The organism is Lentzea sp. NPDC058436 (genome assembly GCF_042721515.1).
Lineage (GTDB): Bacteria > Actinomycetota > Actinomycetes > Mycobacteriales > Pseudonocardiaceae > Lentzea.
On record NZ_JBHXLF010000032.1, the window covers coordinates 18,936 to 45,822 of the forward strand.

Below are 26,887 nucleotides of genomic sequence, written 5' to 3' on the forward strand. Positions count from 1 at the left end.
GGTGGCTCAGGTTGTCCAGGCGGGCAAGGCGTTCGCGGTGTGCGCGCCGAGCCCCAGCGCGTTCGCCAGTCGCAGATCTTCTTCCGTGTCCACGTCGCAGCGCAGCGACGGCCACGGCCCGAGCAGCGCCACGGCACCGGAGAGCCGGTGGTGCCCGGCCGACCCGACGCCGAACCTCGGGTCGAGCTCCGCGCCGGGCGCGGCGAGGAGCAGCGTCGTGCCCGTGCCCTGGCGATCCGGGACGAACGCGCGGCGCCCGGCTGACGCCTCCAGCGCGGCCTGCAGCTCGTCGGACCGGAGCGCCGGCAGGTCCGCCTGGAGCGCGCCGACGCGCGACGACCGGAGCGTGCGCGCGCCGTGCCGCAGCGCCTCGTTGAGGCCGGGCTCGGCGGGCTCGGGCACCGACTCGACACCGAGCGCGGCCATCTCGGCCGCGACGGCCGGATCGGATGTGATCGTCGCCACGCGACGGACGCCGGGGGTGTTCAGGGCGGCCGTCACCGTGTCGAGGGCCAGCGCGAGCGCCAGCGCCGCGTGTGACACCGGATCTCCGCCGGTCGCGCTGGTCAGCCTGGTCTTGGCCCGGTCCAGGGTCTTCACCGGAACCAGGAGGTCAACTTCATCCCGCACCTCGCCATAGTCCACGATTTGCCGACTACTGTGCTCTCGGGCGCAGATCTAGCACGTGAGGAGAGGCCTCGTGGCCAAAAGGGAGAAGGGCGGCTTTTGGGTCGGGGTCGCCGCGGCGATCGTCTACCCGATGTCGTTCGTGCTGGGCAGGCACCGGACGGTGCACGGTGAGCGCATCCCGCGCGAAGGCGCCGCACTGCTCGTCATGAACCACATCTCGCACCTCGACCCGTGCTACGACGCCATGTTCGTGCACAAGCACTACCGGGTGCCGCGCTTCCTCGGGAAGCACAGCCTGTGGAACGTGCCGATCATGGGCGCGATCCTGAAGGGCGCGAAGCAGATCCCGGTCTACCGGGGCACGTCGGACGCCCAGCAGAGCCTGCGCGCGGCGCACGAGGCGCTGGCGGAGGGCAAGTGCGTGGTGATCTACCCGGAGGGGACGATCACCAAGGACCCCGACGGCTGGCCCGCGAACTCGCGCACCGGCGTGGCCAGGCTGGCCCTGCAGCACGACGGCCCGGTCATCCCGGTCGCCCGCTGGGGCACGCTCGACCTCTACAACCACTACCAGAAGAAGTTCCGGCCGTTCCCGCGCAAGACGATCACGCACCTCGTCGGTGAGCCGGTCGACCTCTCCGCCTACCGCGGCAAGGAGGAGACGCTCCCGTTGCTGCGCGAGGTCACGGACCTGCTGATGGGAGCGGTCAAGGACAACCTGGCCGAGATCCGCCAGCAGGAGGCGCCAGAAGGCTTCTACGGACCGAGGAAGGCCTGAACCATGGCGATCGAACGTGTTGCGGTGCTCGGCTCCGGTTCGTGGGGAACGGCCTTCGCGAAGGTCGTCGCGGACTCCGGCCCCGAGGTCGTGCTGTGGTCGCGGCGCCAGGAGGTCGCCTCGGAGATCACCGAGACCCGCGTGAACTCCGGCTACCTGCCCGGCATCTCGCTGCCGGCCAACCTCTCCGCCACCTCCGACCCGGCGAAGGCGCTCGACGGCGCGGACGCCGTGATCCTGGCGGTGCCGTCGCAGACGCTGCGGGCGAACCTGTCCGGCTGGAAGGACCTGCTGCCGCCGGACGCGACCCTCGTGTCGCTGTCGAAGGGCGTCGAACTCGGCACGCTGAAGCGGATGAGCGAGGTGATCCGCGAGGTCGCCGGCGTCGACGAGTCGCAGGTGGCCGTCGTGTCCGGGCCGAACCTGGCCAAGGAGATCGCCGTCGGGCAGCCCACGGCGACGGTCATCGCGTGCATCGACCACGACCGCGCGGTCGACCTGCAGCACGCGTGCTCGAACTCGTACTTCCGCCCGTACACCAACACCGACGTCGTCGGCTGCGAGCTGGGCGGGGCGTGCAAGAACGTCATCGCGCTGGCGTGCGGCATGGCGGCGGGCATGGGCTACGGCGACAACACGATGGCGTCGATCATCACGCGCGGCCTGGCCGAGACGGCACGGCTGGGCGCGGCGCTCGGCGCCGACCCGCTGACGTTCGCGGGCCTCGCCGGGCTGGGCGACCTGGTGGCGACGTGCGCGTCGCCGTTGTCGCGCAACCGGTCCTTCGGCGAACGGCTCGGCAAGGGCGACACCCTCGCGCAGGCGCAGGAGGCCGCGCACGGACAGGTCGCCGAGGGCGTGAAGTCCTGCTCGTCGATCCGCGAGCTGGCCAACGCGCACGGCGTCGACATGCCGATCACCGAGGGCATCCACCAGGTCTGCCACGACGGCCTGAGCGTGCGGGACCTCGGTGCCGCGCTGCTCGGCCGCGACCGCAAGCACGAGCGCCAGTGAGCCCCGAGCTCGGCGACGGCACGCGGGTCGTCCACGCGGTGCAGGGCGGCCCTGGCGACCCGTTCGGCGCGCAGCCCGTGTTCGCCTCCGCCTTCCACCTCGGCGGCCCGGACACCTACGCCCGTGCCGGCAACCCGACCTGGCGATCGCTCGAAACGGCGCTGGGTTCGCTGGAGGGCGGTGAGTGCGTCGTCTTCCCGTCGGGCATGGCGGCGATCTCGACGCTGCTGCGGACCGTTCTGTCCACAGGGGACACCCTCGTTCTCCCTTCGGACGGGTACTTCCTGAGCCGGAAGTTCGTGTCCGAAATGGACGTGCGAGTCGTCGAGGCGCCCACGGCCGGGCCGTACCCGTCCTTCGAAGGGGTGAAGCTGGTCCTGCTCGAAACGCCGTCGAACCCCGGTCTGGACGTCTGCGACATCGCGGAGCTGGCCTCGCGGGCGCACGCGGCGGGCGCGTTGCTGGCCGTGGACAACACGACCGCGACGCCGTTGGGGCAACGGCCGCTGGAGCTCGGCGCGGACGTCGTGGTGGCGTCCGACACGAAGGCGGTCGCGGGTCACAGCGATGTCCTCTTCGGACACATCACCGTCTCGTCGCCGGAGCTGGCCACGAGGCTGCGCGACGCGCGGACGTTGAGCGGCGCGATCCCCGGCCCGTTCGAGACGTGGCTCGTGATGCGGGGCCTCGGCACGCTCGACCTGCGGCTGGAACGGCAGGCCCGCAACGCGGCGGCGCTGTACGAGGCGTTGTCCGGCAAGGTCTCCGGGCTGCGCTGGCCGGGCGCCGAGCAGGACCCGGCGTACCTGCTGGCCGCCCAGCAGATGCGGCGGTTCAACGGCGTGCTGACGTTCGAGCTACCGGACGCGAGCTCGGTCGAGGCGTTCATCGGGAAGTCGAGGTTCGTGTCGGCGGCGACGTCGTTCGGCGGCCTGCACTCGACGGCGGACCGGCGCGCGCAGTGGGGCGACCCGGTGCCGGAGGGGCTGGTGCGGTTCTCGGCCGGTTGTGAGGACACGCGCGACCTGGTCGCGGACGTGTCCCACGCCTTGGGACTGGATTGACGGAGGGTCCCGGAACCGGGACCCTCTGCTCCATGTCCTTCAACGCATGTTGCTGTTGTACCTGGCGATAGTCCCGCGTCCTCTTTTCGCGCACTCGCCTGGTTAGGACTTTCTCCCGATGTTCGCCGTTCCTGAGAACAGCCTCGTTCTGCCTGAAAACTCCGCGCTGCTGCACCCCGTCCGGGTGGCTCTGTCGTGGGCGGCCGACCGCGACCGCTGGAAGCACCTGCTCCGCTACGACCCGGAGGAGCGCTTCTCGGCGTTGGTCGACAAGACCGACGACCAGGAGATCTGGCTGATGAGCTGGCTCCCCGGGCAGACCGCGTCGCTGCACGACCACGACCACACCTCCGGTGCGTTCACCGTGGTCAGCGGCCTGCTGACCGAGGTCGTCACCACGAAGATCCAGGTCGTGCACTCGCTGCACACCGGTCAGTCGCGGGTGTGGGGCCCTGGTTACGTGCACCAGGTGCGCAACGACGGCGTGGACCCGGCCGTGTCGATCCACGTCTACCGCCACGGCTCCCGCGCCATGACCCCGTACCGCTACGACCCGGTCAACGGCCCCGTTCGCTGACGTGCGGCGGCACCGCCCTGTCCGTCTCGTGCGGCACCGGCGCGCCCCACGTCGTGACGAGCGGCATGTGCCCTGCCCACACGAGGTTCGCCTCCAGGTCGGCAGGCTCCTCGCCCGGACCGCCGGCGCGCACCTTCACGCTGGCCTCGGTCAGGTCGATCTCCAGCGCGACCGTCTGCGCGAGCTCCTTCTTGGACGGGCTGCGCGCGTAGTCCCAGCTGCCCGGCGTGACGTGCTCGACGATGACCTTCAGTGCGTGCTCCGGGTCCTCGGCGACCTTCGCCGTGCCGTGGATGATCGCCGACCGGTAGTTCATCGAGTGGTGGAACACCGAGCGCGAGTAGACGACGCCGTCCACGAGCGTGACCGCGACGCAAACAGGCTTGCCCTCGATCATGCTCCTGATGGACCGTGAGCCCGTCGAGCCGTGCAGGAAGATGCGGTTGCCGTCCCGCCCGTACGCGGTGGGGATGAGGAACGGCGCCCCGTCGACCTCCACGGCGAGGTGGCACACCATGCCCGCGTCGAGGACGTCGTAGAGCACCTGGCGGTCTTCGACGGCTCGCTTCTTGCCGCGGACGACGGTGCTGCGCGGGGTGGGGGAGAGCTGCACGTCAGTGGTCATGGGTTCTACTGTGCGCGCGAAAGTGGCATCATTGAAGCGCCAGTTTCCATCGATTTGAGAAGGCCACTTTGGCTGAGACCGCGCTGCCCGTGGCGCTGGACCGCGAGTCCGCCGAACCGCTCGCCGTCCAGCTCGCCGACGCCCTGCGTTCCGCCGCGTCGGAAGGCCGCCTGCGCGCGGGCGACCGTCTGCCGTCCACGCGCGCGTTGGCCGACTCCCTCGGAGTGTCCCGCACGGTCACGGCCGCCGCCTACGAACAGTTGCACGCGGAAGGCTGGATCGCCGGTCGGCACGGCTCCGGCACCTACGTCACCACGACGCCGCCCGGCCCGTTGCGCAAGCGTTCGCGCAAGCCCGTCGCGCCCGTGATCACCGACTTCGTGGACCTCGGCACCGGCGCGCCGTGGGCAGGGGGCCTGGACCGGGCGGCCTGGCGCAGGGCGTGGCGTGCCGCCGCGGACGCGCCGCCGTTGTCCCGTCCCGAACGCGCGGGCCTGCCCGAGTACCGCGAGGCCATCGCGGAACACCTGCTGCGCCACCGCGGCCTGGCCGTCAACGCCGATCCCGTGCTGGCGACCGGCGGCACCACCGCCGTGCTGACCGAGATCGCGGTCGCGGTGCTCAAGCGCGGTGACTCCGTAGCTGTGGAGGAGCCCGGCTACCAACGGGCCGTGGGCGTCTTCAAGGCCAACGGTCTCCGTGTGGTCCAGGCGGCCGTGGACGCCGAGGGCCTGCTCCCGGAAGCCGTGCCGGCGGGGGTTCGCGCGGTCTACTGCTCACCCGCGCACCAGTACCCGTTGGGCGGCCGCATGTCCGCGGGCAGGCGGGTGGCCCTCGTCGAACGGGCGCGGCGCGACGGCTGGCTCGTCATCGAGGACGACTACGACGGCGAGCTCCGCTACGACGTCGCCCCGCTGCCTTCGTTGGCGGCACTGGCCCCGGACGTCGTCGTCCACCTCGGCACCACGAGCAAGATCCTCACCCCGACCCTGGGCGCCGGCTGGATGGTCGCGCCCGAGCACATCGCCACGACGATCCTCGAACACCGCGACCTCACCGGCACCAGCCCGGCCGCCGCGGGCCAGCGCGTCGTGGTGGAACTCGCGCGCATGGGCGACCTCGGCCGGCACCTGCGCAAGCTGCGCCGGGAGCTGTCCGAACGGCGCGCGCTCATCATCGACACGTTCGCCGAGGCCGGCATCGAGGTGCTCGGCGACGACGCGGGCGCGCACGTCGTGGTGCTGCTGCCGAGCGCCGAACTGGAACGGGACCTGATGAGGCAGGCGCTCGAACGCGGCCTGCGGGTGGACGGGCTGGCCCGCCACTACGTGAACAGGGCCAGGTTGCACGGGCTCGTCATCGGGTACAGCGCGTGCTCGCGGGAGCAGTTGGTGAGCGCTCTGCCGGTGCTGACCGAGCTGCTCAGCGGGAACGGCTGACGCGACCAACTGGCCGGTGGGCACAATCGCCCAAACGGGTAGGGTCCCCGGCATGACGCAGCGCAAGACGAGGGTGGCCGTGGTCTTCGGCGGCCGCAGCTCCGAGCACGAGGTCTCCTGCCAGTCCGCCAAGAGCGTCCTGCCCTACCTGGACGCGGATCGGTTCGAGGTGGTGCCGGTCGGCATCACGCCGCAGGGGCAGTGGGCGCTCGGCACGGACCCGAACGCGCTGGAGGCCGGCGCGGGCAACCTCCCGACGCTGCGGAACCAGACCGTCGCCGCGGTCGAGCCGGGCCAGGCGCTGAAGGACGTCGACGTCGTCTTCCCGTTGCTGCACGGCGCGTGGGGTGAGGACGGCACGATCCAGGGCCTGCTCGAACTCGGCGGCCTGCCCTACGTCGGGCCGGGCGTGTTCGCCTCGGCGGCCGCGATGGACAAGGTCTTCGCCAAGAAGATCCTCCAGGCCGAGGGCCTCAACGTCGGCAGGTTCGTCGCTCTCGACCGTTCCGCGACGACGCTGACGCTGGACGAGCGCGAGCACCTCGGCCTGCCGGTGTTCGTGAAGCCGTCGCGCGCCGGGTCGTCCGTCGGCATCTCGAAGGTGAGCGACTGGGCCGACCTCGACGCCGCGATCTTCGCGGCGCGGCAGCACGACCCGAAGGTCATCGTCGAGGCCGCCGTCGCGAACCCCCGCGAGATCGAGCTCGCGGTGCTGGAGTTCCCGGACGGCCGCGTCGAGGCCTCGCTGCCCGCCGAGCTGCGTCCGACCGGCACGGGCGCCGACTGGTACGACTTCGAGGCCAAGTACGTCAACGACTCCTACGAGGCCGACATCCCGGCGAAGCTCGACGACGACGTCACCGCGCGCCTGCGCGAGCTCGCCGTCACCGCGTTCAAGGCGCTCGACTGCCAGGGACTGTCCAGGGTGGACTTCTTCCTGACCGAGGACGGCGACCTGATCGTCAACGAGCTCAACACGATGCCCGGCTTCACGCCGATCTCCATGTACCCCAAGGCGTGGGACGCGACGGGCATCGACTTCTCGACGCTGCTGACCACGCTGATCGAGACGGCGATCGCGCGAGGCTCAGGCCTCCGTTAGGGAGCCGTCTTGACCGGCTGCTTCGGCAGGAGGTCGCGCACGGTCGTCGAGATGTCCTGCAACGGACCGGTGCCCGCCGCGTCGGGCACCGTCAGCGCCACGTACGCCTCGCGGTCCACGATCACCCAGGTGGAGCTGCCAGAGCCGGGCAGCTCGAGCCACTGGACGTCGGAGATCACCCGCAGCTGCGAGGTCGCAGACAGCTCGGTCGGGCGCGGCAGACCGCACCGCAGAACCACCGGATCGTGTTTGGCGTCACCCCACGCGACCGTGGCCTGAGGGGCGGGCGAGGCGAGTTCCCGGCGCGACAGCATGTCCTTCCCGGACGGCAGTCCCACCGGCAGCTTCTCGACCAGCGTCGTGCACGTGGGTGAACCGGCGTCTGGAGCGTCGATCGAGACCAGCGCGAGGGGACCCGTGCGACCGGGCACGTCCTCGGACTGGTTGCCCGTGCCCAGCCACAGACCGAGGCCGGCGACACCAATGGCGAGCACGACGGCGAGCCCGACCGCCGCGATCAGCGGCCGGGACAACGCCGACGTGGTTTCCTGCTGAGTCACCCGGCTATGACAGCACGAGCTACAGATGCACGACCGGGCAGGTCAGTGTCCGGGTGATGCCTTCGACGTTCTGGATGCGCGCGACCACGAGCTGACCGAGCTGGTCGACGGTGTCCGCTTCGGCGCGGACGATGACGTCGTAAGGACCGGTGACGTCTTCTGCGGTTGCTACCCCGGCGATCCCGGAGATCTCGGAGGCGACTGCGGCGGCCTTGCCGACCTCGGTCTGGATGAGGATGTATGCATGCACCACGGCGTGCCCCTTCGTCGCGACAGGTTGGGTCGAGGTAGGAACGTGTCACGCAACGTACCCCAGTTGGGGTTCCGAATGCTCAGATTGGGAGGCAACTTTGCGTCCGGAGCCGCCGCGCGACGCGGAGACGGTCGCCGATGTGGGTGAGTTCAATCTCATCCACAGGGTGACGACCGGTCGGGCGCAGCCGGAGACGACCATCCTCGGTCCCGGTGACGACGCGGCCGTCGTCGCCGTCCCTGACGGACGGGTCGTGGCCTCCAAGGACCTGCTGGTCGAGGGTGTCCACTTCAGACTCGACTGGTCCAGTCCCGAGCAGGTGGGCCGAAAAGCGGCCGCGGTGAACCTCGCCGACGTCGTCGCGATGGGAGCGTTGCCGTCCGCTCTGCTCGTCGGTTTCGCGTGCCCGCCGGACACCCGCGCGACCGTCGTCGAGGGGATCATGGCGGGGCTGTGGGAAGAAGCGGCGAAGGCCGGCGCCGGCGTCGTCGGCGGCGACATGGTCAGCTCCGCCACACTCGTGATCTCCATCACCGCAATGGGTGACATGAACGGACTTGAGCCGATCACGAGGTCCGGCGCGCTCGTCGGAGACGTCGTGGCGGTCACCGGACGGCTCGGCTGGGCCGCCGCGGGACTGGCCGTGCTCGGCCGCGGATTCCGTTCCCCGGTGGGCATCGTCAACGCCCAGCGCACCCCGGAGCCGCCGTACGAGGAGGGCCCCCTGGCCGCGGAGGCAGGTGCCACCTCGATGATCGACGTCTCCGATGGACTGCTGCAGGACCTGAGTCACATCGCGGACTCGTCGGACGTCGCGATCGACATCCGCACCGAGCTGCTGCCGTTGCACCCGCGCCTGCTCGACGTCGCGTCGGCGCTCGGCGGGGACGCGCGGCACTGGGCGCTCACCGGGGGCGAAGATCACGCTCTCGCCGCGACGTTCCCCGGCCCCAAGGCGGTGCCGCCGAACTGGACGACGATCGGCACGGTGCGCGCGGGCGCAGGCGTGACGGTCGACGGCAGGGTCTACGAAAAACCTCCGGGCTGGGAGCACTGGCGGGCGTAGACTTCACGACCGTGGAACTATGCACGCGCGCGTATGACCATCCAGACTCGGTCAAGATGATCAACGACCTCCAGCAGGTCTACGTCGAGCGCTACGGCGACGTCGACGTCACGCCGGTCGACCCGGCGCAGTTCGCCGCGCCGCTCGGCTACTTCGTCATCGGCTACCTCGACGGCGTGCCCGTCGCGTGCGGCGGCTGGCGCGTGAACGACGAGCTGGAAGGCGCCGCCGAGATCAAGCGGATGTACGTCGTCGACTCCGCACGCGGCAAGGGCCTCTCACGACTCGTGCTCGCGCATCTGGAGGTCACGGCGCGAGAAGCGGGTCTTGAGCGGATGGTGCTGGAGACCGGCATGAAGCAGCCGGAGGCGATCAGCCTGTACACGTCCAGCGGGTACGAGCGGATCGCGAACTTCGGCGTCTACCGCGACCACCCGGACAGTCGCTGCTTCGGGAAGTCGTTGTAGGTTCAGGCGCATGGCCATTTACGCGTTGGGGGACTACACGCCGCAGATCCACCCGGACGCGTACGTCCACCCGGACGCGACGGTGATCGGCGACGTGCGCATCGGTGCTTTCTCGTCGGTGTGGCCGCAGGCCGTGCTGCGCGGCGACTACGGGCGCATCGTGATCGACGAGCGCACGTCGATCCAGGACGGCACGGTCGTGCACTGCACCGAGGTCCACCCGGTGCACATCGGCTCGTCGTGCGTCATCGGCCACAACGTCCACATCGAGGGCGCCACGGTCGCGGACGACTGCCTGATCGCGTCGGGTTCCGTGGTGCTCAACGGTTCCATCGTGGAGAAGGGCGCGATCGTCGGCGCCGGCGCGGTGGTCTCGTTCGACGGCCACGTCCGCGAACGCACGATGGTGCTGGGCGTTCCGGCCCGCGAGCGCCCTGGACACGTTGTGCCGGAACAGGCCTGGGCGTTCATCGTCGACAAATATGTTCAGAACATCGCTTTGTACCGGGAGAAGCTCCGCCGGCTCGATTGAGTGAGATAGGGTTCACAGCCGTGGCTCGTCCCCTCAACGAAGTTGTCGAAGCCGGTTGGGCTGAAGCTCTCGCCCCCGTTGCTGACCAGATCGCCGCCATGGGTGAGTTCCTGCGCACGGAGGTCTCCGCCGGTCGCACCTACCTCCCCGCGGGCGAGAACGTGCTGCGAGCTTTCCAGCAGCCGTTCCACCAGGTGAAGGTGCTGATCGTCGGCCAGGACCCGTACCCGACGCCCGGCCACGCGGTCGGCCTGTCGTTCTCGGTCGCGCCGGACGTCCGACCCATTCCCAAGTCGCTCATCAACATCTACAAGGAATACGCGGAAGACCTCGGTCATCCGATCCCGTCCAACGGCGACCTGACGCCGTGGTCGGAGCGCGGTGTCCTGCTGCTCAACAGGGCGCTGACCGTACAGCCCGGCAAGGCGAACTCCCACCAGGGCAAGGGCTGGGAGGCCGTCACCGAGCAGGCGATCAAGGCTCTCGCCGCCCGTGACGCACCTCTGGTCTCGATCCTGTGGGGCCGCAACGCGCGCAACCTGCGTCCGTTGCTCGAACCGTTGCCCGCCATCGAGTCCGCGCACCCGTCGCCGCTGTCGGCGCACTCCGGGTTCTTCGGCTCGAAGCCGTTCAGCCGCGCCAACGAACTGCTGGAGAAGCAGGGCGCCGACCCGATCGACTGGAAGCTCCCGTAGTTGGTCCGGCACGACGTGATCTGACGCTGACGGCCGCGGGTGCGGCCGTCAGCGAGTTCGGCAACTCGTTGTCGTTGCTCGTGTTGCTGTTCTGGGCGACGCCGATCAGCCCGCTGCTGGTCGCTGCCATCCTGATCGCCGAGCTGCTCCCGTTCGTGCTCGGCGCGCCCGTTGCCGGTGTGCTCGTCGACCGGCTGCCCAACCGCCGTCTGCTGATGACCGCCCTGGTGTTCCAGGGGTTCGCGATCGCGGCCGTCGCGCCGTTGATGGGGCAGCCCGCGTTCGTGGTGGCGCTGGTGTTCCTCTCCGGCTGCGGCCGTGCCGTCGCCCAGCCCTGCATCTCCGCTCTCGTGCCGCACATCGCCGGTGAAGAGGAAGCGACGCGCGGGTACGCGTGGCTCAGCACCGGGCGCAGTCTCGGCAGCATGGCGGGCGTCACCGGTGGCGCGTTGCTTGCCGGGATCTTCGGTCACCCCGCCGCGTTGCTGCTCGACGGCGGCACGTTCCTCGTCTACGCGGTGATGCTGGCGTTCGTGCGCTCGGAACGCCGCCCGTCCGGCGCGCACGAGGCACGGCCCAGCGCGCTCGCGGGCATCCGGCACGTGCGGCGGGATCCCGTGCTGTTCGCGGCGATCGCCGGACTGTCGTTCTGCGTCGGCACGGTCGTGGTCGTGAACGTCGCCGATCCCGCGTTCGTGCGGTACGTGCTGCACGGCGACGAGTTCGTGCTCGGCGCGATCCAGGCGTGCTGGCTGAGCGGGATCCTGGTCGGCAACCGGATCGCGGCGCGGCTCCGGACCGTGCCGCAGGTGGCCGGCGCGATCGCTCTGGCCGCGATCACCACGGGCATCGGGGTGCTGATCCCGGCGGCGTTCCCGTTCATCGTGGCGGCGGGGGCGGGCTGGGTCGTCGGTGGTGTGTCGAACGGGGTCCACAACGTGGCCCTGAACGCCATCGTGCGGATGCGCACCCCCGAGGAGATGCGCGGGCGGGCGTTCGCCGCCGTCGGGTCCATGGTGATCGGGGCGAACCTGATGGGGACCGCGGCCGCGGGCGGCCTGCTACTGGTCGTGGAGCCTCGGGCGGTGTTCGCGCTCGGCGGCGCCGGGGCGGTGCTCAGCGGCTTGGCCTGCCTGGTGTTCGTGCGACGTGCCCTGAAAAGCGAGAAGAGCCCGGCCGAAGCCGGGCTCTTCTCTGAAAACGATCTGTGGCGGTGATCAGCCGCGCACGACCTTGCCGGCCTTCAGGCAGGACGTGCACACGTTGATCCGCTGGCGCTGCGAGGCCGAGACCTTCGCGCGCACAGACTGGATGTTCGGGTTCCAGCGGCGGTTCGTCTTCCGCTGGGAGTGCGAAACCGAATGGCCGAAGCCCGGCCCCTTGCCACAGACGTCGCACACGGCAGCCACGTCAGCCACTCCTTCAGGTTCCTCAAGCGGTAAGTCATGCGTCCCGGTGGGCGCGCAAGCGTGCACAAGCCTCAACCGGGCACGGCAACCCAATCAGGGTAGCCGGTGGCCTCACCCGCGACCAAACCGGGTGGATACTCTCGCCGCCATGCAGGTCATGGATGCGGTCGCGGTGCGCAGATGGGCAGACGCCTGCGTGCGGTCGTTGGACGCCAATCGGGAGTCGATCGACCAGATCAACGTCTTCCCCGTCCCGGATGGTGACACAGGTACGAACCTGCTGCACACGATGCAGTCGGCGCTCGACGCGCTGCTGCGCTCGCCCATGTCGACGGTGGGGGACGCGCTGTCGGCGTTGGCGCGGGGTGCGCTGGCCGGGGCGCGCGGGAACTCGGGAGTGATCCTGTCCCAGGTGCTCAGGGGGCTGGCGGAGACCGTGCAGGAGGTCTCGCTGGTGACCGGCTCGGCGTTGCGCAAGGGCCTGCACAGGGCCGATGAGCTGGCCACGGCCGCTGTCTCGAAGCCCGTGCCCGGCACCGTGCTGTCGGTGCTGCACGCCGCTTCCGAGGCCGCTCGTGACTGCGATTCGGACGAGTTGGACGACGTGGTGATGGCGGCGTCGCGCGCGGGTGCCGTCGCACTGGCCGACACGCCCCGTCAGCTCGCCGTGCTGGCCAAGGCCGGGGTGGTCGACGCGGGCGGACGCGGGCTCGTTGTGTTGTTGGACACATTGGCGGCGGTGATCACCGGCCAGACCGTGGAAACACCGATAGACGCGCCCTTGCTGCCGCGCACGCCCGAGTCGCTGACGACCGAGCGCGAGAGCGGGTCGTCGGAGTTCGAGTACGAGGTCATGTACCTGATCGACGGCACCTCGGAGGAGCTTGTTGGTGAGTTGCGCGGCACGTTGAACGGGCTGGGCGACTGCGTGTCGGTGGTGGGCGACGGTGTATCGCTGTGGACCGTTCACGTGCACTGCAACGACATCGGCGCGGCCATCGAGGCGGGTGTGCGCGCTGGGCGGCCACACCGCATCACGGTGGCGCGGTTCGCCGACCAGATCGCCGCGCAGGCGTCCCGTTTCGTGCGCGACCGGGCGATCGTGGTGGTCGTGAGCGGCGCCGTGGAGCTGTTCCGCGCCGAGGGCGCCACGGTGTTCGACCTCGCTTCTTCTTCGGCGACACCAACGGACCTGTTGTCCGCCATCGTGTCGACGCGCGCGCGTCACGTCGCAGTGCTGCCAGGCGACCCGGACATCCGTGAGGCCCTGGACGAGGCCATCGCGTACGCGCAGGCCGCCGGCCAGGACGTGGTGGTGGTGCCGACGTTCTCGCCCGTGCAGGCCCTCGCGGCGTTGGCCGTGCACGACTCCTCTCGCCGTGCCGGTGACGACGTCGTCGCCATGGCCGAGGCCGCCGCCGCCACGCGCCGCGGTGAGCTCTCGATCGCCGCCGACGAGGCCATCACGTGGGTCGGCCGCTGCCAGCCCGGTGACCTGCTGGGCATGCTGGACGGCGAGGTCGTGCTGATCGAGCCCGGTCCCGCCGTGCCGGAGTCGCTGATGGACCTGGCCTGCCGGCTGGTCGACCGCATGCTGGCGGGCGGCGGTGAGCTGGTGACCGTGATCCTGGGAGCCGACGCGCCGGACGGCCTCGCCGACGTGGTGGAGGACCACGTGCGGGTCACCCATCCGGAGGTCGAGGTGACGGCATATCCGGGTGGTCAGCCGGACGCCGTGATTTTTGTCGGTGTCGAGTAGTTCAATAAGACGCGATGATCTCCTTCGACGACAAGCTGCAGCCGTTGCTCGGCAAGAAGACCGCCGACGCACTGGAGACCGGCCTCGGCCTCACGACGGTCGGCGACCTGCTGCGCCACTACCCGCGCCGCTACGACGAGCGCGGGAAGCTGACCGACATCAGGTCGCTGGAAATCGACGAGCACGTCACGGTGCAGGCCGAGGTCCGCAAGTGCCAGAAGCGCCAGATGAAGGCGCGCCGCGGCCAGATGACCGAGGCCGTGATCACCGACGGCACCTCGGAACTGCACCTGGTGTTCTTCGGCAAGCCGGCGTTCGTCGCCGAGCAGGAGCTCCTGCCGGGCACCCGCGCGCTGTTCGCGGGCAAGGTCGGCCGCTACCGCCAGAACCTGCAGCTGGTGCACCCGGCGTTCGAGGTGTTGTCGGCGGAGCAGGACGGGTCGTCGTTCCTGCAGGCGTTCCTGCCCGTCTACCCGGCCTCGCAGCACATCAACACGTGGAACATCGCGAACTGCGTGAAGCAGCTCCTGGAGATCTGGGACGGCGTGCCGGAGGACCCGCTGCCCGCCGACTTCCGCGAGGAGCAGGGCCTGATCGGCCTGGAGGACGCGCTGCGGTCGATCCACCGGCCGGACAGCTGGGCGCAGATCTCCGTGGCGCAGCTGCGCCTGAAGTGGGACGAGGCGCTGGCCGTGCAGCTGGCCCTCGCCCAGCGCCGCAAGGCGTCGACCGCCCGTCCGGCGCCTTCGTGCGCACCTCGGTCCGGCGGCATCCTGGACGCGTTCGACGCGCGGCTGCCGTTCACGCTGACGGCGGGTCAGGTGGAGGTTGGCGCGCAGATCGCGGCCGATCTGGAGTCGGTCGTGCCGATGAACCGCCTGCTGCAGGGCGAAGTGGGCTCAGGAAAGACCATGGTCGCGTTGCGAGCGATGCTCCAGGCGGTCGACGCCGGCCGGCAGTCGGCGATGCTCGCCCCCACGGAAGTCCTTGCGGCACAACACGCCCGCTCCCTGTCCGAGATGCTCGGCGACCTGGCCCAGGCGGGTCAGCTCGGCGGAGCGGAGGACGCGACCCGCGTGACGCTGCTGACGGGTTCGATGAACACGGCCCAGCGACGCCAGGCGTTGCTGGACATCGTGACCGGCGAGGCGGGCATCGTCGTCGGCACGCACGCGATCATCCAGGAGAAGGTGGAGTTCCACTCCCTCGGCCTGGTCGTGGTCGACGAACAACACCGCTTCGGCGTCGAGCAACGCGCCGCCCTCTCGGCCCGCGGCGAACGCGAGAACCCGCACGTGCTGGTCATGACCGCGACCCCGATCCCGCGCACCGTCGCCATGACGGTCTACGGCGACCTGGAGGTCTCGGCCCTGCGCGAACTTCCCGGCGGCCGCTCACCGATCAAGACCTCGGTCGTCCCGGTCCGCGAGAAGCCCGCGTGGCTCGACCGGGCGTTCGCCCGAGTGCGCGAGGAGGTGGCGAAGGGCCACCAGGCGTACTTCGTGTGCCCGCGCATCGGCGACGAGGAACCGGCGAAGTCCGACGACGAGGACAAGCGTCCGGCCCTGTCCGTGATCGACGTGGCCACGATGCTCGCGCAAGGCCCGTTGCGAGGCCTGCGCATCGAGATCCTGCACGGCCGCATGCCGCCGGAGGAGAAGGACGCCGTGATGCGCGCCTTCGCGGCCAACGAGGTCCACGTCCTGGTCGCCACCACGGTCATCGAGGTGGGCGTCAACGTCCCGAACGCCACCGTCATGGCCATCATGGACGCCGACCGCTTCGGCGTCTCCCAGCTCCACCAGCTCCGCGGCCGGGTGGGTCGTGGCAGCGCGCCGGGCCTCTGCCTCCTGGTGACGGAGATGCCGGAGATGACGGCCACCATGGAACGCCTCCGAGCCGTCGAGTCCACCCTCGACGGCTTCGAGCTCGCCCAGCTCGACCTCGAACTGCGCCGCGAGGGCGACATCCTCGGCGCGGCCCAGTCAGGCCGCCGCTCGGGCCTGAAGATGCTCTCCCTGCTCCGCGACGAGGACATCATCGCGGACGCCCGCACCGCTGCCCAGCAGGTGGTGGACGCCGACCCGGACCTGGCGGAGCACCCCGGGTTGGCGGGCATGGTGGCGACGCTGCTGACGGAGGAACGTGCCGAGTACCTGGAGAAGACCTGACCCGCGGCACGGACGGGGTGCGCTGAGCCGGCTCACCCCACCCGGCCGACAGGCGCGCCCTGATCCACCGAACTGCCCCGGAACCACTCCCCACCCGGTCGACGCACGCGTCGCAACCCACCACCCGGCCCCAGAACGCCCTGATCTTCCCTTCCCACCCACCACCAAACACCGCACCCCGCACATCACCCGAACGTGTCGCGCGCCAGCCACCGATCCAGCCCCGCAACCCCACTACCTTCCACACCGTGCGCCGCCTGATCATCACCGCGCTGACCACCCTCACCGTCCTCACCACGACCCCGGTCCCGGCCGGCGCGAGTCCCGTTGTGCTGACCGGTGAGGAGTCCCGCTACCCGCACGCGATCCGCCTCGAACACGGCCCGCAGAGGGGCTCGATCCTGGTGGCCCTGCACGGCACCCACGTCGTGGACGTGCTGAAAGCCGCCCGCAACGGCAAGCGGTTCAGGAAGGTCGCCGCCTTCACCGACCCGTCGAGCGAGTTCGAGAGCTGCTGCGGGCACCTGTACGAGCTGCCGCAACGCGTCGGTGACATGCCGGCGGGCACGGTGCTGTGGGCGGGGTCGGTGGGGCGCAAGCACGAGACGCTCAAGGCGCGGATCTGGCGCAGCGACGACGCCGGCGCGTCGTGGCGGTACCTGTCGGAGTGCGCGCGGGCCAGGCCGCAGGGAGGGTTGTGGGAGCCGGACCTGTCGGTGGACGCCGAGGGGAACCTGAACTGCTACTTCTCCGACGAGTCGGACGCCAGGCACAGCCAGTACATCGGGCGGACGACGTCGAAGGACGGCGTCCACTGGTCACCGAAGCAGAAGATCGTCGCTGTCGAGGCGCACTGGCTCAGGCCCGGGATGCAGCAGGTCAAGAGGCTGCCGACCGGCGAGTTCTACATGACGTACGAGATCTGCGCGCAGTCCGACCAGTACTTCTGCGAGGCGTACAAGCGCACCTCGGAGGACGGTGTGAACTGGGGCGACCCGAAGTGGTACGGCGAGCGGCCCGTCACGAAGGACGGCAGGTACTTCGCGCACACGCCGTCGATCGTGCTCGCGCCCAACGGCACCGCCACGGGGCGTGTGCTGCTCATGGGGCAGATGCTGATGTCCGCGAACGGCGAGGTCGATCCCGGCAACGGCCGGACGATGTTCGTCTCCGAGAACGGCGGCAGGAGCGGCTGGTACGCCGTGCCCGCGCCGGTTCCGGTGCCCGGCGCGCGCGACAACTACTGCCCGAACTACCACCCCAGCGGGGTGGCGTCGCTCGACGGCACGGAGTTCATCGGGTTCGCCAGCGACTTCTCGGCGAACGGCGGCTGCCAGACGAGCTGGGCCACGACCAGCCTGCCGCCGTTCCCCGGCTGACGATCAGTCCTTCTGGCGCGGCTTCGGCAGCTGCTCGGTCTTCTGCTCACCGGGCGGCACGGCAGGACCGGACGACGCGGCAGGACCGGACGACGCGGGGCGGGGGGCCTCGTCGGCGTCGGCGGTGCCGTCCTCCAGGGGCTTGAGCACCGACATCGCCGCCTCCACCGCGGCCTGGGCCGCGTGGAACTGCGTCGCGAGGTTGTCGTGCGCCGAACGCAGCGACGCCTCCTTCTCGGACGCGGCGGCCGCGCGCTGGTCGGCCTGGGCGACGGCCGCGGCCGACTTCTCCTGGGCGTCGCGGACGAGCGCGGTGGCCTTCTCGTCGGCGTTGCGCACGGTGGTCGCGGCCTTCTCGTCGGCCTCGCGCACCGTGGTCGCCGCCCTCTGGTCGGCGTCGCGCACGGTGGTGGTGGCCTTCTGGTCGGCGTCGGACACCGTCGCCGTGGCCTTGTCCTCTGCCACGCGCAGGGTCGTCGCCGCTTTCTCCTCCGCCGCGCTGACCAGGGCGATCGCCTGCGCGGACGCGTCGGCGGTGACCTTCTCGGCCTTCGCCAGCGACTCGGACTCCAGGTCGGCGAGGATCTTCGCGGCCTCCTCCTGCTTGGCCGACAGCTCACCCTCCAGCTTCTGCAGCGCCGCGACCCGCCTGGCCTCCGCGTCGGCGACGACCTGCTCGGCCTCGGACCGCGCGTCCGCCAGCACCTTCTGGTGCTCGGCGGTCAGCTTCGCCTTGAGGCCGTCGTACTCCTTGTCCAGCTCGTCGTTGTACGCCTTGTACTTCGCGTCCAGCTCGACGCGGTGGGCGTCCAGGTCGGCCGACTTCTTCTCGAAGTCGGAGGCGACGCGCTCACCGTTCGCGCGCACGTCGGCGACCAGGGCCTCGTGCTCGGCGGCCAGCTTCGCCTGCAACGACGCGTGCTCGGCCTCCAGCTCCGACCTGCGGCCGGCGGTCTGCTGGTCGAGCTCGGCGTGGCGCTGCTGGTAGTTCATCTCCAGCTGCTTGCGGCGCGCCTCGGTCTCCGCCAGCAGGCGCTGGTGGGCCTCGCGCTGGTCGGCGGCCCACTTCTCGGCCTCACCGCGCGTGGCGGCGGCCTTGTCGAGGGCGTCCTTGCGGATGTCCGCGATCTCTTCCTCGGCCAGGCTCATCATCACGCGAACGCGCTCGGTGACGTTCGACGCGCTGACGGGACTGTTGGCGAGGTTGTGGAGCTGGACCTTGGTCTTGTCGAGGTCCGCGCGCATGGCGTTGAGCATCTTGGTGAGTTCCGCCACCTGCGCGGCGGCCGCGTCACGGGAGCGGTTCGAGTTCTTGAGATCGAACTCCAAGCGGGTGACGCGTTCGTTCACCTGTCGCTGGTTGTAACCACGGAGGACAACGTCGAAATGCGGTGTGCGGGCAGTAGGCTGCCCGGCTCCATCAGCCCCGGCCATATGGCTCACCCTACCGAGATAGTCATGAAGATCGTCACTCGATCTGGTTAAACCCACTACCGGCCGCAGTCTGACCGGGTGGTGGGTATCGACTTCACTCTCATCACGCGAGAATCCACGTGAGCAAGACCGATCAGGATGACACCCATCACGTGAGACAGTCCTCCCAACAGGCAAGAGTCGCACGGTAACGTGCCACGACTGATGACCGCCGAGTAACAACCGGGAGGGCACGGATGTTCCGCAAGGTTCTTGTCGCCAACCGCGGCGAGATCGCGATTCGCGCGTTCCGAGCCGCCTACGAACTGGGCGCTGGAACGGTCGCCGTTTTCCCTCACGAGGACCGGAACTCGCTGCACCGGCTGAAGGCGGACGAGTCCTACGAGATCGGTGAGCCCGGACATCCCGTCCGCGCCTACCTCTCGGTCGAAGAGATCATCAAGGCGGCCCGCAAGGCCGGCGCCGACGCGATCTACCCCGGTTACGGCTTCCTGTCGGAGAACCCCGAGCTCGCGATGGCGTGCCGTGAGGCAGGTCTCACCTTCATCGGCCCCGTGGCCGAGGTCCTGGAGCTGACGGGCAACAAGGCGCGCGCCATCGCCGCCGCCCGCGAGGCCGGTCTGCCGGTGCTGGAGTCGAGCGAGCCGTCGTCGGACGTCGACGCGCTGCTCGCGGCGTCGGAGACCATGCGCTTCCCCGTCTTCGTGAAGGCCGTCGCCGGTGGTGGTGGCCGCGGCATGCGCAAGGTCGACGAACCGGCCGCGCTGCGCGAGGCGCTGGAGGCGGCGTCGCGCGAGGCCGAGTCGGCGTTCGGCGACCCGACCGTGTTCCTGGAACAGGCCGTGGTCGAGCCGCGCCACATCGAGGTGCAGATCCTCGCCGACGGCCAGGGCAACGTGATCCACCTCTTCGAGCGCGACTGCTCCGTGCAGCGGCGCCACCAGAAGGTCATCGAGATCGCGCCCGCGCCGAACCTCGCCCCGGAGCTGCGCGACCGCATCTGCGCCGACGCGGTGAAGTTCGCGAGGCACATCGGCTACCGCAACGCCGGCACCGTGGAGTTCCTGCTCGACCCGCAGGGCCACTACGTCTTCATCGAGATGAACCCGCGCATCCAGGTCGAGCACACCGTCACGGAAGAGGTGACGGACGTCGACCTGGTGCAGTCGCAGATGCGCATCGCGTCCGGTGAGACGCTGGAGGACCTGGGCCTGTCCCAGGACACCGTCCAGCTGCGCGGCGCGGCCCTGCAGTGCCGCATCACCACGGAGGACCCGGCCAACGGGTTCCGCCCGGACACCGGCACGATCAGCGCCTACCGCTCGCCCGGTGGTTCCGGCATCCGCCTCGACGGCGGCACGGCGGGCGCCGGCATGGCCATCAGCCCGCACTTCGACTCGATGCTCGTGAAGCTCACGTGCCGCGGCCGCACGTTCTCCCTCGCCGTCGCCCGTGCGCGCCGTGCGATCGCGGAGTTCCGCATCCGCGGTGTGTCCACGAACATCCCGTTCATCCAGGCCGTGCTGGACGACGCCGACTTCTACGAGGGCCGCGTCACCACGTCGTTCATCGAGAAGCGTCCGCACCTGCTGACGGCCCGCCACTCGGCCGACCGCGGCACGCGCCTGCTGACCTACCTCGCGGACGTCACGGTCAACCACCCGAACGGCACCCGCCCGACCGCGGTCGACCCGCGCGAGAAGCTGCCGGTCATCGACCTCAACGCGGAACCGCTCGCCGGCTCCAAGCAGAAGCTGGTCGAGCTCGGCCCCGAGGGCTTCGCGCGGTGGCTGCGGGAGAGCAAGGCCGTCGGCGTCACGGACACGACGTTCCGCGACGCCCACCAGTCGCTGCTCGCCACCCGAGTGCGCACCAAGGACCTGCTCGCCGTCGCGCCGCACGTCGCGCGCATGACGCCGGAGCTGCTGTCGCTGGAGTGCTGGGGCGGCGCGACCTACGACGTGGCGCTGCGGTTCCTCGCGGAGGACCCGTGGGAGCGTCTCGCGGCGTTGCGCGAGGCCGTCCCGAACATCAACCTGCAGATGCTGCTGCGCGGCCGCAACACGGTCGGCTACACGCCGTACCCCGAGGCCGTGACCAAGGCGTTCGTGGAGGAGGCGACGAACACCGGCATCGACATCTTCCGGATCTTCGACGCCCTCAACGACGTCGAGCAGATGCGCCCGGCGATCGAGGCCGTGCGCGAGACCGGGACCGCGGTCGCCGAGGTCGCGCTCTGCTACACGAGCGACCTGTCCAACCCGGACGAGCGTCTGTACACACTGGACTACTACCTCAAGCTCGCGGAGCAGATCGTCGGCGCCGGAGCGCACGTCCTGTGCGTCAAGGACATGGCGGGCCTGCTGCGCGCACCCGCCGCGTCGCGCCTGATCTCCGCGCTGCGCAAGGAGTTCGACCTCCCGGTCCACCTGCACACGCACGACACGGCGGGCGGCCAGCTGGCGACCTACCTCGCGGCGATCCAGGCGGGCGTGGACGCGATCGACGGCGCGACCGCGTCGATGGCGGGCACGACGTCGCAGCCGCCGCTGTCGTCGATCGTGGCGCTGACCGACCACACCGAGCACTCCACCGGCCTCAACCTGCAGAACGTCTGCGACCTGGAGCCGTACTGGGAGTCGGTGCGCAAGATCTACGCGCCGTTCGAGTCCGGCATCCCCGGCCCGACCGGCCGCGTCTACCACCACGAGATCCCCGGTGGTCAGCTCTCGAACCTGCGCACGCAGGCCGTCGCGCTCGGCCTCGGCGAGAAGTTCGAGGAGATCGAGTCGATGTACGCGGCCGCCGACCGCATGCTCGGCCACCTCGTGAAGGTGACGCCGTCGTCCAAGGTCGTGGGCGACCTCGCCCTGCACCTCGTGGGCGCCGGTGTCTCGCCGAAGGAGTTCGAGGAGGACCCCGGGAAGTTCGACATCCCGGCGTCGGTGATCGGCTTCCTGCACGGTGAGCTGGGCGACCCGCCCGGCGGCTGGCCGGAACCGTTCCGCAGCAAGGCCCTCGCGGGCCGTCCCGCGCCGAAGCCGGTGGAGGAGCTCTCCGCCGAGGACGAGGCGGGCCTCGCCGACGCGCGCAGGGCGACGTTGAACAGGCTGCTGTTCCCGGCGCCCACCAAGGAGTTCCGCACGCACCGCGACGCCTACGGTGACACGTCGGTGTTGCGCTCCAAGGACTTCTTCTACGGGCTGCGCCCCGGCGAGGAGTACTCCGTCGACCTGGAGCCGGGCGTCCGGCTGCTGATCGGCCTGGAGGCGATCTCCGAGGCCGACGAGCGGGGCATCCGCACGGTCATGGCCACGCTGAACGGCCAGCTGCGCCCGATCCAGGTCCGCGACCGCTCGGTGGCCGCCGACATCCCGGCCGCCGAGAAGGCCGACCGCGGCAACCCGAACCACGTGGCGGCCCCGTTCGCCGGCGTGGTGACGGCCGTGGTGGCCGAGGGCGACAGCGTCGACGCCGGTCAGACCGTCGCGACGATCGAGGCCATGAAGATGGAGGCCGCGATCACCGCCCCGAAGGCGGGTGTGGTGCAGCGCCTGGCGTTGCGCGGCGCCCAGCAGGTCGAGGGCGGCGACCTCCTGATCGTCCTGGAATAACCGCTTTGTCCGAAGGGCCCGTTCTCCGCGTGAGAGCGGGCCCTTCGTGCTGCGAGGGGCCCGGAACTCCACGACGATTCCGTGCGTTGCACCGAGCACGGGAGTCAGGGGAAGAGGGTTTTTCAGATGAAGAAGGCGTTGGCCGGCCTGCTCGGACTGGCGGGCGTGGCGTGGGCGTTGAAGGACATCCCGCGGCAGCTGGGCGGCAGGCCGGACCCGGTCCACATGTCGCGCTCGCCGCGCTACCGCGACGGGAAGTTCCACAACGACAAGGAAGTCCGCACGGTCCCCGACCGCGACTCCTTCTCGGTCAGGGACTTCCTGTTCGGCGGAGAGGACCGCAAACCGTCCGTCGCCGTACCGCTCGTCGGGCCTCAGTCGCCGGTGTCCGAGGGCGTGCACATCACCTGGTACGGCCACGCGTCCGCGCTCATCGAGATCGACGGCGCCGCCGTGCTCGTCGATCCTGTGTGGAGCGACCGCGTCTCGCCGTCCGTGCGCGTAGGACCCAAGCGACTGCACCCGGTTCCGCACGAGTTGTCCGATCTGCCGTCCGTGAGCGCCGTCGTGATCTCGCACGACCACTACGACCACCTGGACATGCAGACCGTGCAGGACCTCACGTCGTCGACCTCGGCCGTGTTCGTCGTGCCGTTGGGGCTCGGGGCGCACCTGGCGCGGTGGGACGTGCCCGCGTCGCGGATCGTCGAGCTCGACTGGGACGAGTCGCACGAGGTGGACGGGTTCACGCTCACCTGCACGGCGGCTCAGCACTTCTCCGGGCGTTCGGTGCAGCGCAACGTCACCCTGTGGGCTTCGTGGGTGATCAAGCGCGGGTCTCGGTCCGTGTTCTACAGCGGCGACACCGGGTACTTCGAGGGGTACAAGAAGATCGGCTCGGAGCACGGGCCGTTCGACGCTGTGTTGATGCAGGTCGGTGCCTATGACGACGCCTGGCCCGACATCCACATGACGCCCGAGGAAGGCGTCAGGGCGTTCGACGACCTAGGTGGCGGGTTGCTGATCCCGGTGCACTGGGCGACGTTCAACCTCGGGTTCCACCCCTGGGGAGAGCCGATCGACCGGATCTGGCGGGAGGCGAAGGCCAGCGGGCTGAAGCTGGCCGTGCCGCGGCCGGGGGAGAGGGTCGACGTGGACGCGCCGGCCGAGGTCGACGGCTGGTGGCAGGCGCTGGCCTGACCGCCGGGAGGCCACCTGGGACGATGGGCGCGTGACACGAATCGTTGCCGGGTCTGCGGGAGGTCGCAGGCTCAAGGTTCCGCCCAAGGGCACGCGACCCACGTCCGAGCGGGTGCGGGAGGCGTTGTTCAGCTCTCTCGAAGCGCTGATCGACCTGGACGGTGCCCGCGTGCTCGACCTGTACGCCGGGTCGGGCGCGCTGGGCTTCGAGGCGCTCAGCCGGGGTGCTGAGCACGCCACGTTCGTGGAGTCCGACAAGCGGGCCGCCGACGTGCTCAAGGGCAACGCGCGGGAGCTCGGGTTCGCGAACGTCGTCATCGCCAACCGCACGGCCGAGGCCTACGTGCTGGCCGAAGGGGAGGAGTTCGACGTCCTGTTCGCCGATCCGCCGTACGCGGTGGGGGACGACGAGCTCGCCAAGGTGCTCCGGGGGATCGTGCCCCGGCTCGCCGCGGACGCCGTCTTGATCGTGGAACGTGCTTCGCGAAGTGGCGAACCAGCTTGGCCCGAAGAGGTGGAATCCTTGCGTGCCAAGCGTTACGGGGACACTGCCGTGTACTGGGGGCAGGTGCGTTCTGATGGGTGACGAGAACCACGGACACGCCTGGAGGCGTCCGATCGGGTGCTAACGTCCGCTTCATGACACGTGCCGTGTACCCCGGCTCCTACGACCCGGTAACCAACGGTCACCTGGACATCATCGGGAGAGCCGCGCACCTGTTCGACGAGGTCGTCGTCGCCGTGCTCATCAACAAGAACAAGCGCACCTTGTTCGACGTCGAGGAGCGTCAGGAGATGCTGCGCGAGGTCACGGCGCAGTGGGACAACGTGCGCGTGGACTCGTGGCACGGGTTGTTGGTCGACTACTGCCGCGAGAACAACATCAAGGCCATCGTGAAGGGCCTTCGCGCGGTCAGCGACTACGACTACGAGCTGCAGATGGCGCAGATGAACCACCAGCTCACCGGCGTCGACACGCTGTTCATGCAGGCCAGCCCGCAGTACTCCTACCTGGCGTCCTCGCTGGTCAAGGAGGTCGCGACGTACGGTGGCGACGTCTCGACGCTGCTGCCGGCGACCATCGAGCAGCGGTTGCAGCAGCGCCTCGCCGAGACCCGTTAGAGCGACAGCTTCATCCCCACGTGCGACGCGGTGAAGCCGAGTCGTTCGTAGAAGCGGTGCGCGTCCACGCGGGACGCGTCCGTCGTCAGCTGCACCATTCCGCACCCGCGTGCGCGCGCCTCGTCGATCGCCCACCTGACCAGGTCTGCGCCGAGGCCGCCGCCGCGCTGGTCGGAGCGCACCCGCACGGCCTCGATGGTCGCGCGGGTCATGCCCAGGCGCGACAGGCCCGACGTGAACGTCAGCTGCAGAGTGCCCACGACCTCGCCGTCCAGGTCCGCCACGGCCAGGAACTGGTGCGGGTCGGCGTCGATCACCTCGAACGCCTTCAAGTACGCCGGGTCGCCCGGCGTCTCCCGCCGCGCGCCCAGCGGGTCGTCCGCCAGCATCGCCACGATCGGGTGGACGTCCTCGGCCAGCGCTCGCCTGATTGTGATCTTCACGGTTCCCCCCCCCGGTGGATGTGGGGAAATCCTGACACGCCCTGCCGACGTCCCGGTCGGTGGTAGATCGGCAGGGCACACTTGCGGGTGGGAGTCACAGGGCTTAGGGAGTGAGACGTGTACCGGGTGTTCGAGGCACTCGACGAGCTCGTCACGATCGTCGAGGAAGCGCGCGGAGTTCCGATGACCTCGGGGTGCGTGGTGCCGCGCGGCGACGTGCTCGAACTGCTCGACGACGTGCGCGACGCGATCCCCGCGGAGCTCGACGACGCGCAGGACGTGCTGGACCACAAGGAAGAGCTCGTCGGCAAGGCCAAGCACGAGGCCGAGTCCGGCGTGTCCAAGGCGCGTGCCGACGCGGACCGCATGCTCGCCGAGGCTCAGGCCGAGGCCGAGGCGATGCTGTCCGACGCGCGCGCCCGCGCCGAGCGGATGATCGCCGAGGCGGAGGACCAGGCCGAGCGGACCGTGGCCGCGGGTCGTCAGGAGTACGACGACCTGGTGGGCCGTTCGCACGCCGAGTCCGAGCGGATGATCCAGGCGGGCCGTGCCAACTACGAGCGCGCCACCGAGGACGGCAGGGCCGAGCAGGCCAGGCTCGTCAACGAGCAGGAGGTCGTCCGGGCCGCGCACGCCGAGTCGGCGCGCATCCTCGACGCCGCCCAGAACGAGTCGATCCGGCTGCGGTCGGAGTGCGACGCGTACGTGGACGGCAAGCTCGCGGACTTCGAGGACCTCCTCGCGCACACGCTCCGTTCGGTCGGCAAGGGCCGTTCGCACCTCCGTGGTCCCGCCGTCGCGGGTGCCGCGGCGCCGTTCGACTACGGTTCCTGACGAACCAGGTGGCCTGAACGTGTGATTCGCGCTACGTCGGACAGGTGCGATCACCTGGCGATTTCACGCGCGGGGGCGTCGTCCCGTACCCTGGAACGGCTGGACGTGGTAGGTCCCCGTCAGCAAAACCCGAAATCATGACTGAGCATCGTCACGCGTCCACGCGTCCCACAGCATCCGGTCCCTGGGTCATCGACACCAGGGACATCGGCCGTCGCGCCGGCCAGAGCCGACCCCTCGCGAGGTCTGTTCCCGGCGCGGGTGTGGGGTTGCTCGGGGTGATCGCGGTGCCCGAGGGCGGAGAGGTCGAACTCGACTTCCTCGTCGAATCGGTCGTCGAGGGTCTGCTGGTGTCGGGGACGGCGTCCGCCAAGGTCGAAGGCGAGTGCTCGAGGTGCCTCGAGCCGCTCACCGATGAGGTTGAAGTCCGGATCACGGAGCTCTACGCGTGGCCGGACAGCACCACGGACGAGACCACTGATGAAGACGAGGTCAGCCGGATCGAGAACGATCTGATCGACCTCGAGCCTGTGGTGCGGGACGCCATCGTCCTCGCGCTGCCGCAGGCGCCGCTCTGTGAGCCGGACTGCAAGGGGCTTTGCTCCGAGTGTGGTGGCAGGTGGGCGGAGCTCGGGCCCGACCACGGGCATGAGACGATTGACCCTCGTTGGGCCGCGTTGCAAGAGCGGTTCAGCGATGACAACTCGGAGGAGAAGTAGT

Annotated in this window: 27 protein-coding genes; 20 read left to right on the forward strand and 7 right to left on the reverse strand. The window is 70.0% G+C overall.

Features of this window, described 5'->3' with window-relative positions:
* Positions 1-6 precede the first annotated feature (6 nt).
* The gene (cofC, locus tag ACFWN2_RS43975; protein ID WP_382436642.1) at positions 7-630 is read right to left on the reverse strand and encodes a 2-phospho-L-lactate guanylyltransferase; all 624 of its coding nucleotides are present in this window, start codon (positions 628-630) and stop codon (positions 7-9) included.
* Positions 631-700: 70 nt separating this feature from the next.
* Between cofC and ACFWN2_RS43980 the strand changes: the two genes are divergently transcribed.
* The 4 genes from ACFWN2_RS43980 (at position 701) to ACFWN2_RS43995 (ending at position 4,063) form a co-directional block, all read left to right on the forward strand.
* Positions 701-1,408, forward strand: coding sequence for a lysophospholipid acyltransferase family protein (locus ACFWN2_RS43980; protein ID WP_382436644.1), 708 nt, complete (start codon positions 701-703; stop codon positions 1,406-1,408).
* A gap of 3 nt (positions 1,409-1,411) precedes the next feature.
* Positions 1,412-2,422, forward strand: a complete 1,011-nt coding sequence (locus tag ACFWN2_RS43985; protein ID WP_382436645.1) for an NAD(P)H-dependent glycerol-3-phosphate dehydrogenase — start codon at positions 1,412-1,414, stop codon at positions 2,420-2,422.
* The gene (locus ACFWN2_RS43990; RefSeq protein ID WP_382436646.1) at positions 2,419-3,486 is read left to right on the forward strand and encodes a cystathionine gamma-lyase; all 1,068 of its coding nucleotides are present in this window, start codon (positions 2,419-2,421) and stop codon (positions 3,484-3,486) included. Before ACFWN2_RS43985 ends, ACFWN2_RS43990 begins: the two co-directional genes overlap by 4 nt.
* 118 nt (positions 3,487-3,604) lie before the next feature.
* A complete protein-coding gene (locus ACFWN2_RS43995) occupies positions 3,605-4,063 on the forward strand; it encodes a cysteine dioxygenase (RefSeq protein WP_382436647.1) in 459 nt (152 codons plus the stop codon).
* Here ACFWN2_RS43995 and ACFWN2_RS44000 read toward each other — a convergent pair.
* On the reverse strand, positions 4,044-4,688 hold the full coding sequence (locus ACFWN2_RS44000) for a pyridoxamine 5'-phosphate oxidase family protein (RefSeq protein WP_382436648.1): 645 nt from the start codon (positions 4,686-4,688) through the stop codon (positions 4,044-4,046). The two genes, ACFWN2_RS43995 and ACFWN2_RS44000, sit on opposite strands and share 20 nt — an antisense overlap.
* 68 nt (positions 4,689-4,756) lie before the next feature.
* Here ACFWN2_RS44000 and ACFWN2_RS44005 point away from each other — a divergent pair, with 68 nt between their 5' ends.
* Both ACFWN2_RS44005 and ACFWN2_RS44010 read left to right on the forward strand, forming a co-directional pair.
* A complete protein-coding gene (locus ACFWN2_RS44005; protein WP_382436649.1) occupies positions 4,757-6,127 on the forward strand; it encodes a PLP-dependent aminotransferase family protein in 1,371 nt (456 codons plus the stop codon).
* Between the two features lie 52 nt (positions 6,128-6,179).
* Positions 6,180-7,229, forward strand: a complete 1,050-nt coding sequence (locus tag ACFWN2_RS44010) for a D-alanine--D-alanine ligase family protein (protein WP_382436650.1) — start codon at positions 6,180-6,182, stop codon at positions 7,227-7,229.
* On the opposite strand, the gene ACFWN2_RS44015 is transcribed toward ACFWN2_RS44010, so the two are convergent.
* Complete coding sequence (locus ACFWN2_RS44015; RefSeq protein ID WP_382436652.1) at positions 7,226-7,789, reverse strand: DUF3515 domain-containing protein; 564 nt, start codon at positions 7,787-7,789, stop codon at positions 7,226-7,228. The genes ACFWN2_RS44010 and ACFWN2_RS44015 overlap by 4 nt on opposite strands.
* Before the next feature lie 19 nt (positions 7,790-7,808).
* Entirely contained in the window at positions 7,809-8,042 is a 234-nt protein-coding gene (locus tag ACFWN2_RS44020) for an Lrp/AsnC ligand binding domain-containing protein (protein ID WP_089925682.1), read from the reverse strand.
* A 97-nt stretch (positions 8,043-8,139) separates the two neighbouring features.
* Here ACFWN2_RS44020 and ACFWN2_RS44025 point away from each other — a divergent pair, with 97 nt between their 5' ends.
* From ACFWN2_RS44025 to ACFWN2_RS44045, 5 genes are read left to right on the forward strand one after another with little or no spacing between them, the layout of a single operon-like run.
* Positions 8,140-9,108 carry a thiamine-phosphate kinase gene (locus ACFWN2_RS44025; protein WP_382436653.1) on the forward strand — a complete coding sequence of 323 codons (969 nt, stop codon included), beginning with the start codon at positions 8,140-8,142 and terminating at the stop codon, positions 9,106-9,108.
* Between the two features lie 56 nt (positions 9,109-9,164).
* Positions 9,165-9,575 carry a GNAT family N-acetyltransferase gene (locus tag ACFWN2_RS44030; RefSeq protein WP_382436654.1) on the forward strand — a complete coding sequence of 137 codons (411 nt, stop codon included), beginning with the start codon at positions 9,165-9,167 and terminating at the stop codon, positions 9,573-9,575.
* A gap of 10 nt (positions 9,576-9,585) precedes the next feature.
* Entirely contained in the window at positions 9,586-10,107 is a 522-nt protein-coding gene (locus ACFWN2_RS44035) for a gamma carbonic anhydrase family protein (protein ID WP_382436656.1), read from the forward strand.
* Between the two features lie 20 nt (positions 10,108-10,127).
* A complete protein-coding gene (locus ACFWN2_RS44040; protein WP_382436657.1) occupies positions 10,128-10,802 on the forward strand; it encodes a uracil-DNA glycosylase in 675 nt (224 codons plus the stop codon).
* A 26-nt stretch (positions 10,803-10,828) separates the two neighbouring features.
* Positions 10,829-12,019, forward strand: a complete 1,191-nt coding sequence (locus ACFWN2_RS44045) for an MFS transporter (protein WP_382436689.1) — start codon at positions 10,829-10,831, stop codon at positions 12,017-12,019.
* On the opposite strand, the gene rpmB is transcribed toward ACFWN2_RS44045, so the two are convergent.
* Positions 12,020-12,211 (reverse strand): 50S ribosomal protein L28, encoded by a 192-nt coding sequence (gene rpmB, locus ACFWN2_RS44050; RefSeq protein WP_030467945.1) that lies wholly within the window; start codon positions 12,209-12,211, stop codon positions 12,020-12,022.
* 148 nt (positions 12,212-12,359) lie between these two features.
* Between rpmB and ACFWN2_RS44055 the strand changes: the two genes are divergently transcribed.
* The 3 genes from ACFWN2_RS44055 to ACFWN2_RS44065 all read left to right on the forward strand — a co-directional run bounded on the left by ACFWN2_RS44055 (position 12,360) and on the right by ACFWN2_RS44065 (position 17,520).
* The gene (locus tag ACFWN2_RS44055) at positions 12,360-13,970 is read left to right on the forward strand and encodes a DAK2 domain-containing protein (protein WP_382436658.1); all 1,611 of its coding nucleotides are present in this window, start codon (positions 12,360-12,362) and stop codon (positions 13,968-13,970) included.
* Between the two features lie 14 nt (positions 13,971-13,984).
* Complete coding sequence (recG, locus tag ACFWN2_RS44060) at positions 13,985-16,141, forward strand: ATP-dependent DNA helicase RecG (RefSeq protein WP_382436659.1); 2,157 nt, start codon at positions 13,985-13,987, stop codon at positions 16,139-16,141.
* A gap of 248 nt (positions 16,142-16,389) precedes the next feature.
* Complete coding sequence (locus tag ACFWN2_RS44065; protein ID WP_382436660.1) at positions 16,390-17,520, forward strand: sialidase family protein; 1,131 nt, start codon at positions 16,390-16,392, stop codon at positions 17,518-17,520.
* A gap of 3 nt (positions 17,521-17,523) precedes the next feature.
* Here the strand turns inward: ACFWN2_RS44065 and ACFWN2_RS44070 are convergent, their stop codons facing one another.
* Complete coding sequence (locus ACFWN2_RS44070; RefSeq protein ID WP_382436661.1) at positions 17,524-18,870, reverse strand: hypothetical protein; 1,347 nt, start codon at positions 18,868-18,870, stop codon at positions 17,524-17,526.
* A 320-nt stretch (positions 18,871-19,190) separates the two neighbouring features.
* Between ACFWN2_RS44070 and ACFWN2_RS44075 the strand changes: the two genes are divergently transcribed.
* The 4 genes from ACFWN2_RS44075 (at position 19,191) to coaD (ending at position 24,890) form a co-directional block, all read left to right on the forward strand.
* The gene (locus ACFWN2_RS44075; RefSeq protein WP_382436662.1) at positions 19,191-22,568 is read left to right on the forward strand and encodes a pyruvate carboxylase; all 3,378 of its coding nucleotides are present in this window, start codon (positions 19,191-19,193) and stop codon (positions 22,566-22,568) included.
* Positions 22,569-22,694: 126 nt separating this feature from the next.
* The gene (locus ACFWN2_RS44080) at positions 22,695-23,768 is read left to right on the forward strand and encodes an MBL fold metallo-hydrolase (RefSeq protein WP_382436663.1); all 1,074 of its coding nucleotides are present in this window, start codon (positions 22,695-22,697) and stop codon (positions 23,766-23,768) included.
* 31 nt (positions 23,769-23,799) lie between these two features.
* Entirely contained in the window at positions 23,800-24,354 is a 555-nt protein-coding gene (gene rsmD / locus ACFWN2_RS44085) for a 16S rRNA (guanine(966)-N(2))-methyltransferase RsmD (RefSeq protein WP_382436664.1), read from the forward strand.
* Positions 24,355-24,407: 53 nt separating this feature from the next.
* Positions 24,408-24,890, forward strand: coding sequence for a pantetheine-phosphate adenylyltransferase (gene coaD, locus ACFWN2_RS44090; protein ID WP_166043311.1), 483 nt, complete (start codon positions 24,408-24,410; stop codon positions 24,888-24,890).
* On the opposite strand, the gene ACFWN2_RS44095 is transcribed toward coaD, so the two are convergent.
* A complete protein-coding gene (locus tag ACFWN2_RS44095) occupies positions 24,887-25,327 on the reverse strand; it encodes a GNAT family N-acetyltransferase (protein WP_382436690.1) in 441 nt (146 codons plus the stop codon). The genes coaD and ACFWN2_RS44095 overlap by 4 nt on opposite strands.
* 123 nt (positions 25,328-25,450) lie before the next feature.
* Between ACFWN2_RS44095 and ACFWN2_RS44100 the strand changes: the two genes are divergently transcribed.
* Together ACFWN2_RS44100 and ACFWN2_RS44105 are read left to right on the forward strand one after the other, a co-directional pair.
* On the forward strand, positions 25,451-26,167 hold the full coding sequence (locus ACFWN2_RS44100; RefSeq protein ID WP_382436665.1) for a DivIVA domain-containing protein: 717 nt from the start codon (positions 25,451-25,453) through the stop codon (positions 26,165-26,167).
* 137 nt (positions 26,168-26,304) lie between these two features.
* Complete coding sequence (locus ACFWN2_RS44105) at positions 26,305-26,886, forward strand: YceD family protein (RefSeq protein ID WP_382436666.1); 582 nt, start codon at positions 26,305-26,307, stop codon at positions 26,884-26,886.
* The last annotated feature ends 1 nt before the right edge of the window (position 26,887 follow it).

What these genes read in the sequence shown, in the direction of transcription:
- ACFWN2_RS44075 (WP_382436662.1), top strand. Translation starts at nt 19,191, where the DNA reads ATGTTCCGCAAGGTTCTTGTCGCCAACCGCGGCGAGATCGCGATTCGC.
- coaD (WP_166043311.1), top strand. Translation starts at nt 24,408, where the DNA reads ATGACACGTGCCGTGTACCCCGGCTCCTACGACCCGGTAACCAACGGT.
- ACFWN2_RS43985 (WP_382436645.1), top strand. Translation starts at nt 1,412, where the DNA reads ATGGCGATCGAACGTGTTGCGGTGCTCGGCTCCGGTTCGTGGGGAACG.
- ACFWN2_RS44000 (WP_382436648.1), bottom strand. Translation starts at nt 4,688, where the DNA reads ATGACCACTGACGTGCAGCTCTCCCCCACCCCGCGCAGCACCGTCGTC.
- ACFWN2_RS44055 (WP_382436658.1), top strand. Translation starts at nt 12,360, where the DNA reads ATGCAGGTCATGGATGCGGTCGCGGTGCGCAGATGGGCAGACGCCTGC.
- ACFWN2_RS44035 (WP_382436656.1), top strand. Translation starts at nt 9,586, where the DNA reads ATGGCCATTTACGCGTTGGGGGACTACACGCCGCAGATCCACCCGGAC.
- ACFWN2_RS44030 (WP_382436654.1), top strand. Translation starts at nt 9,165, where the DNA reads ATGATCAACGACCTCCAGCAGGTCTACGTCGAGCGCTACGGCGACGTC.
- recG (WP_382436659.1), top strand. Translation starts at nt 13,985, where the DNA reads ATGATCTCCTTCGACGACAAGCTGCAGCCGTTGCTCGGCAAGAAGACC.
- ACFWN2_RS44010 (WP_382436650.1), top strand. Translation starts at nt 6,180, where the DNA reads ATGACGCAGCGCAAGACGAGGGTGGCCGTGGTCTTCGGCGGCCGCAGC.
- ACFWN2_RS44105 (WP_382436666.1), top strand. Translation starts at nt 26,305, where the DNA reads ATGACTGAGCATCGTCACGCGTCCACGCGTCCCACAGCATCCGGTCCC.
- ACFWN2_RS43995 (WP_382436647.1), top strand. Translation starts at nt 3,605, where the DNA reads ATGTTCGCCGTTCCTGAGAACAGCCTCGTTCTGCCTGAAAACTCCGCG.
- ACFWN2_RS44080 (WP_382436663.1), top strand. Translation starts at nt 22,695, where the DNA reads ATGAAGAAGGCGTTGGCCGGCCTGCTCGGACTGGCGGGCGTGGCGTGG.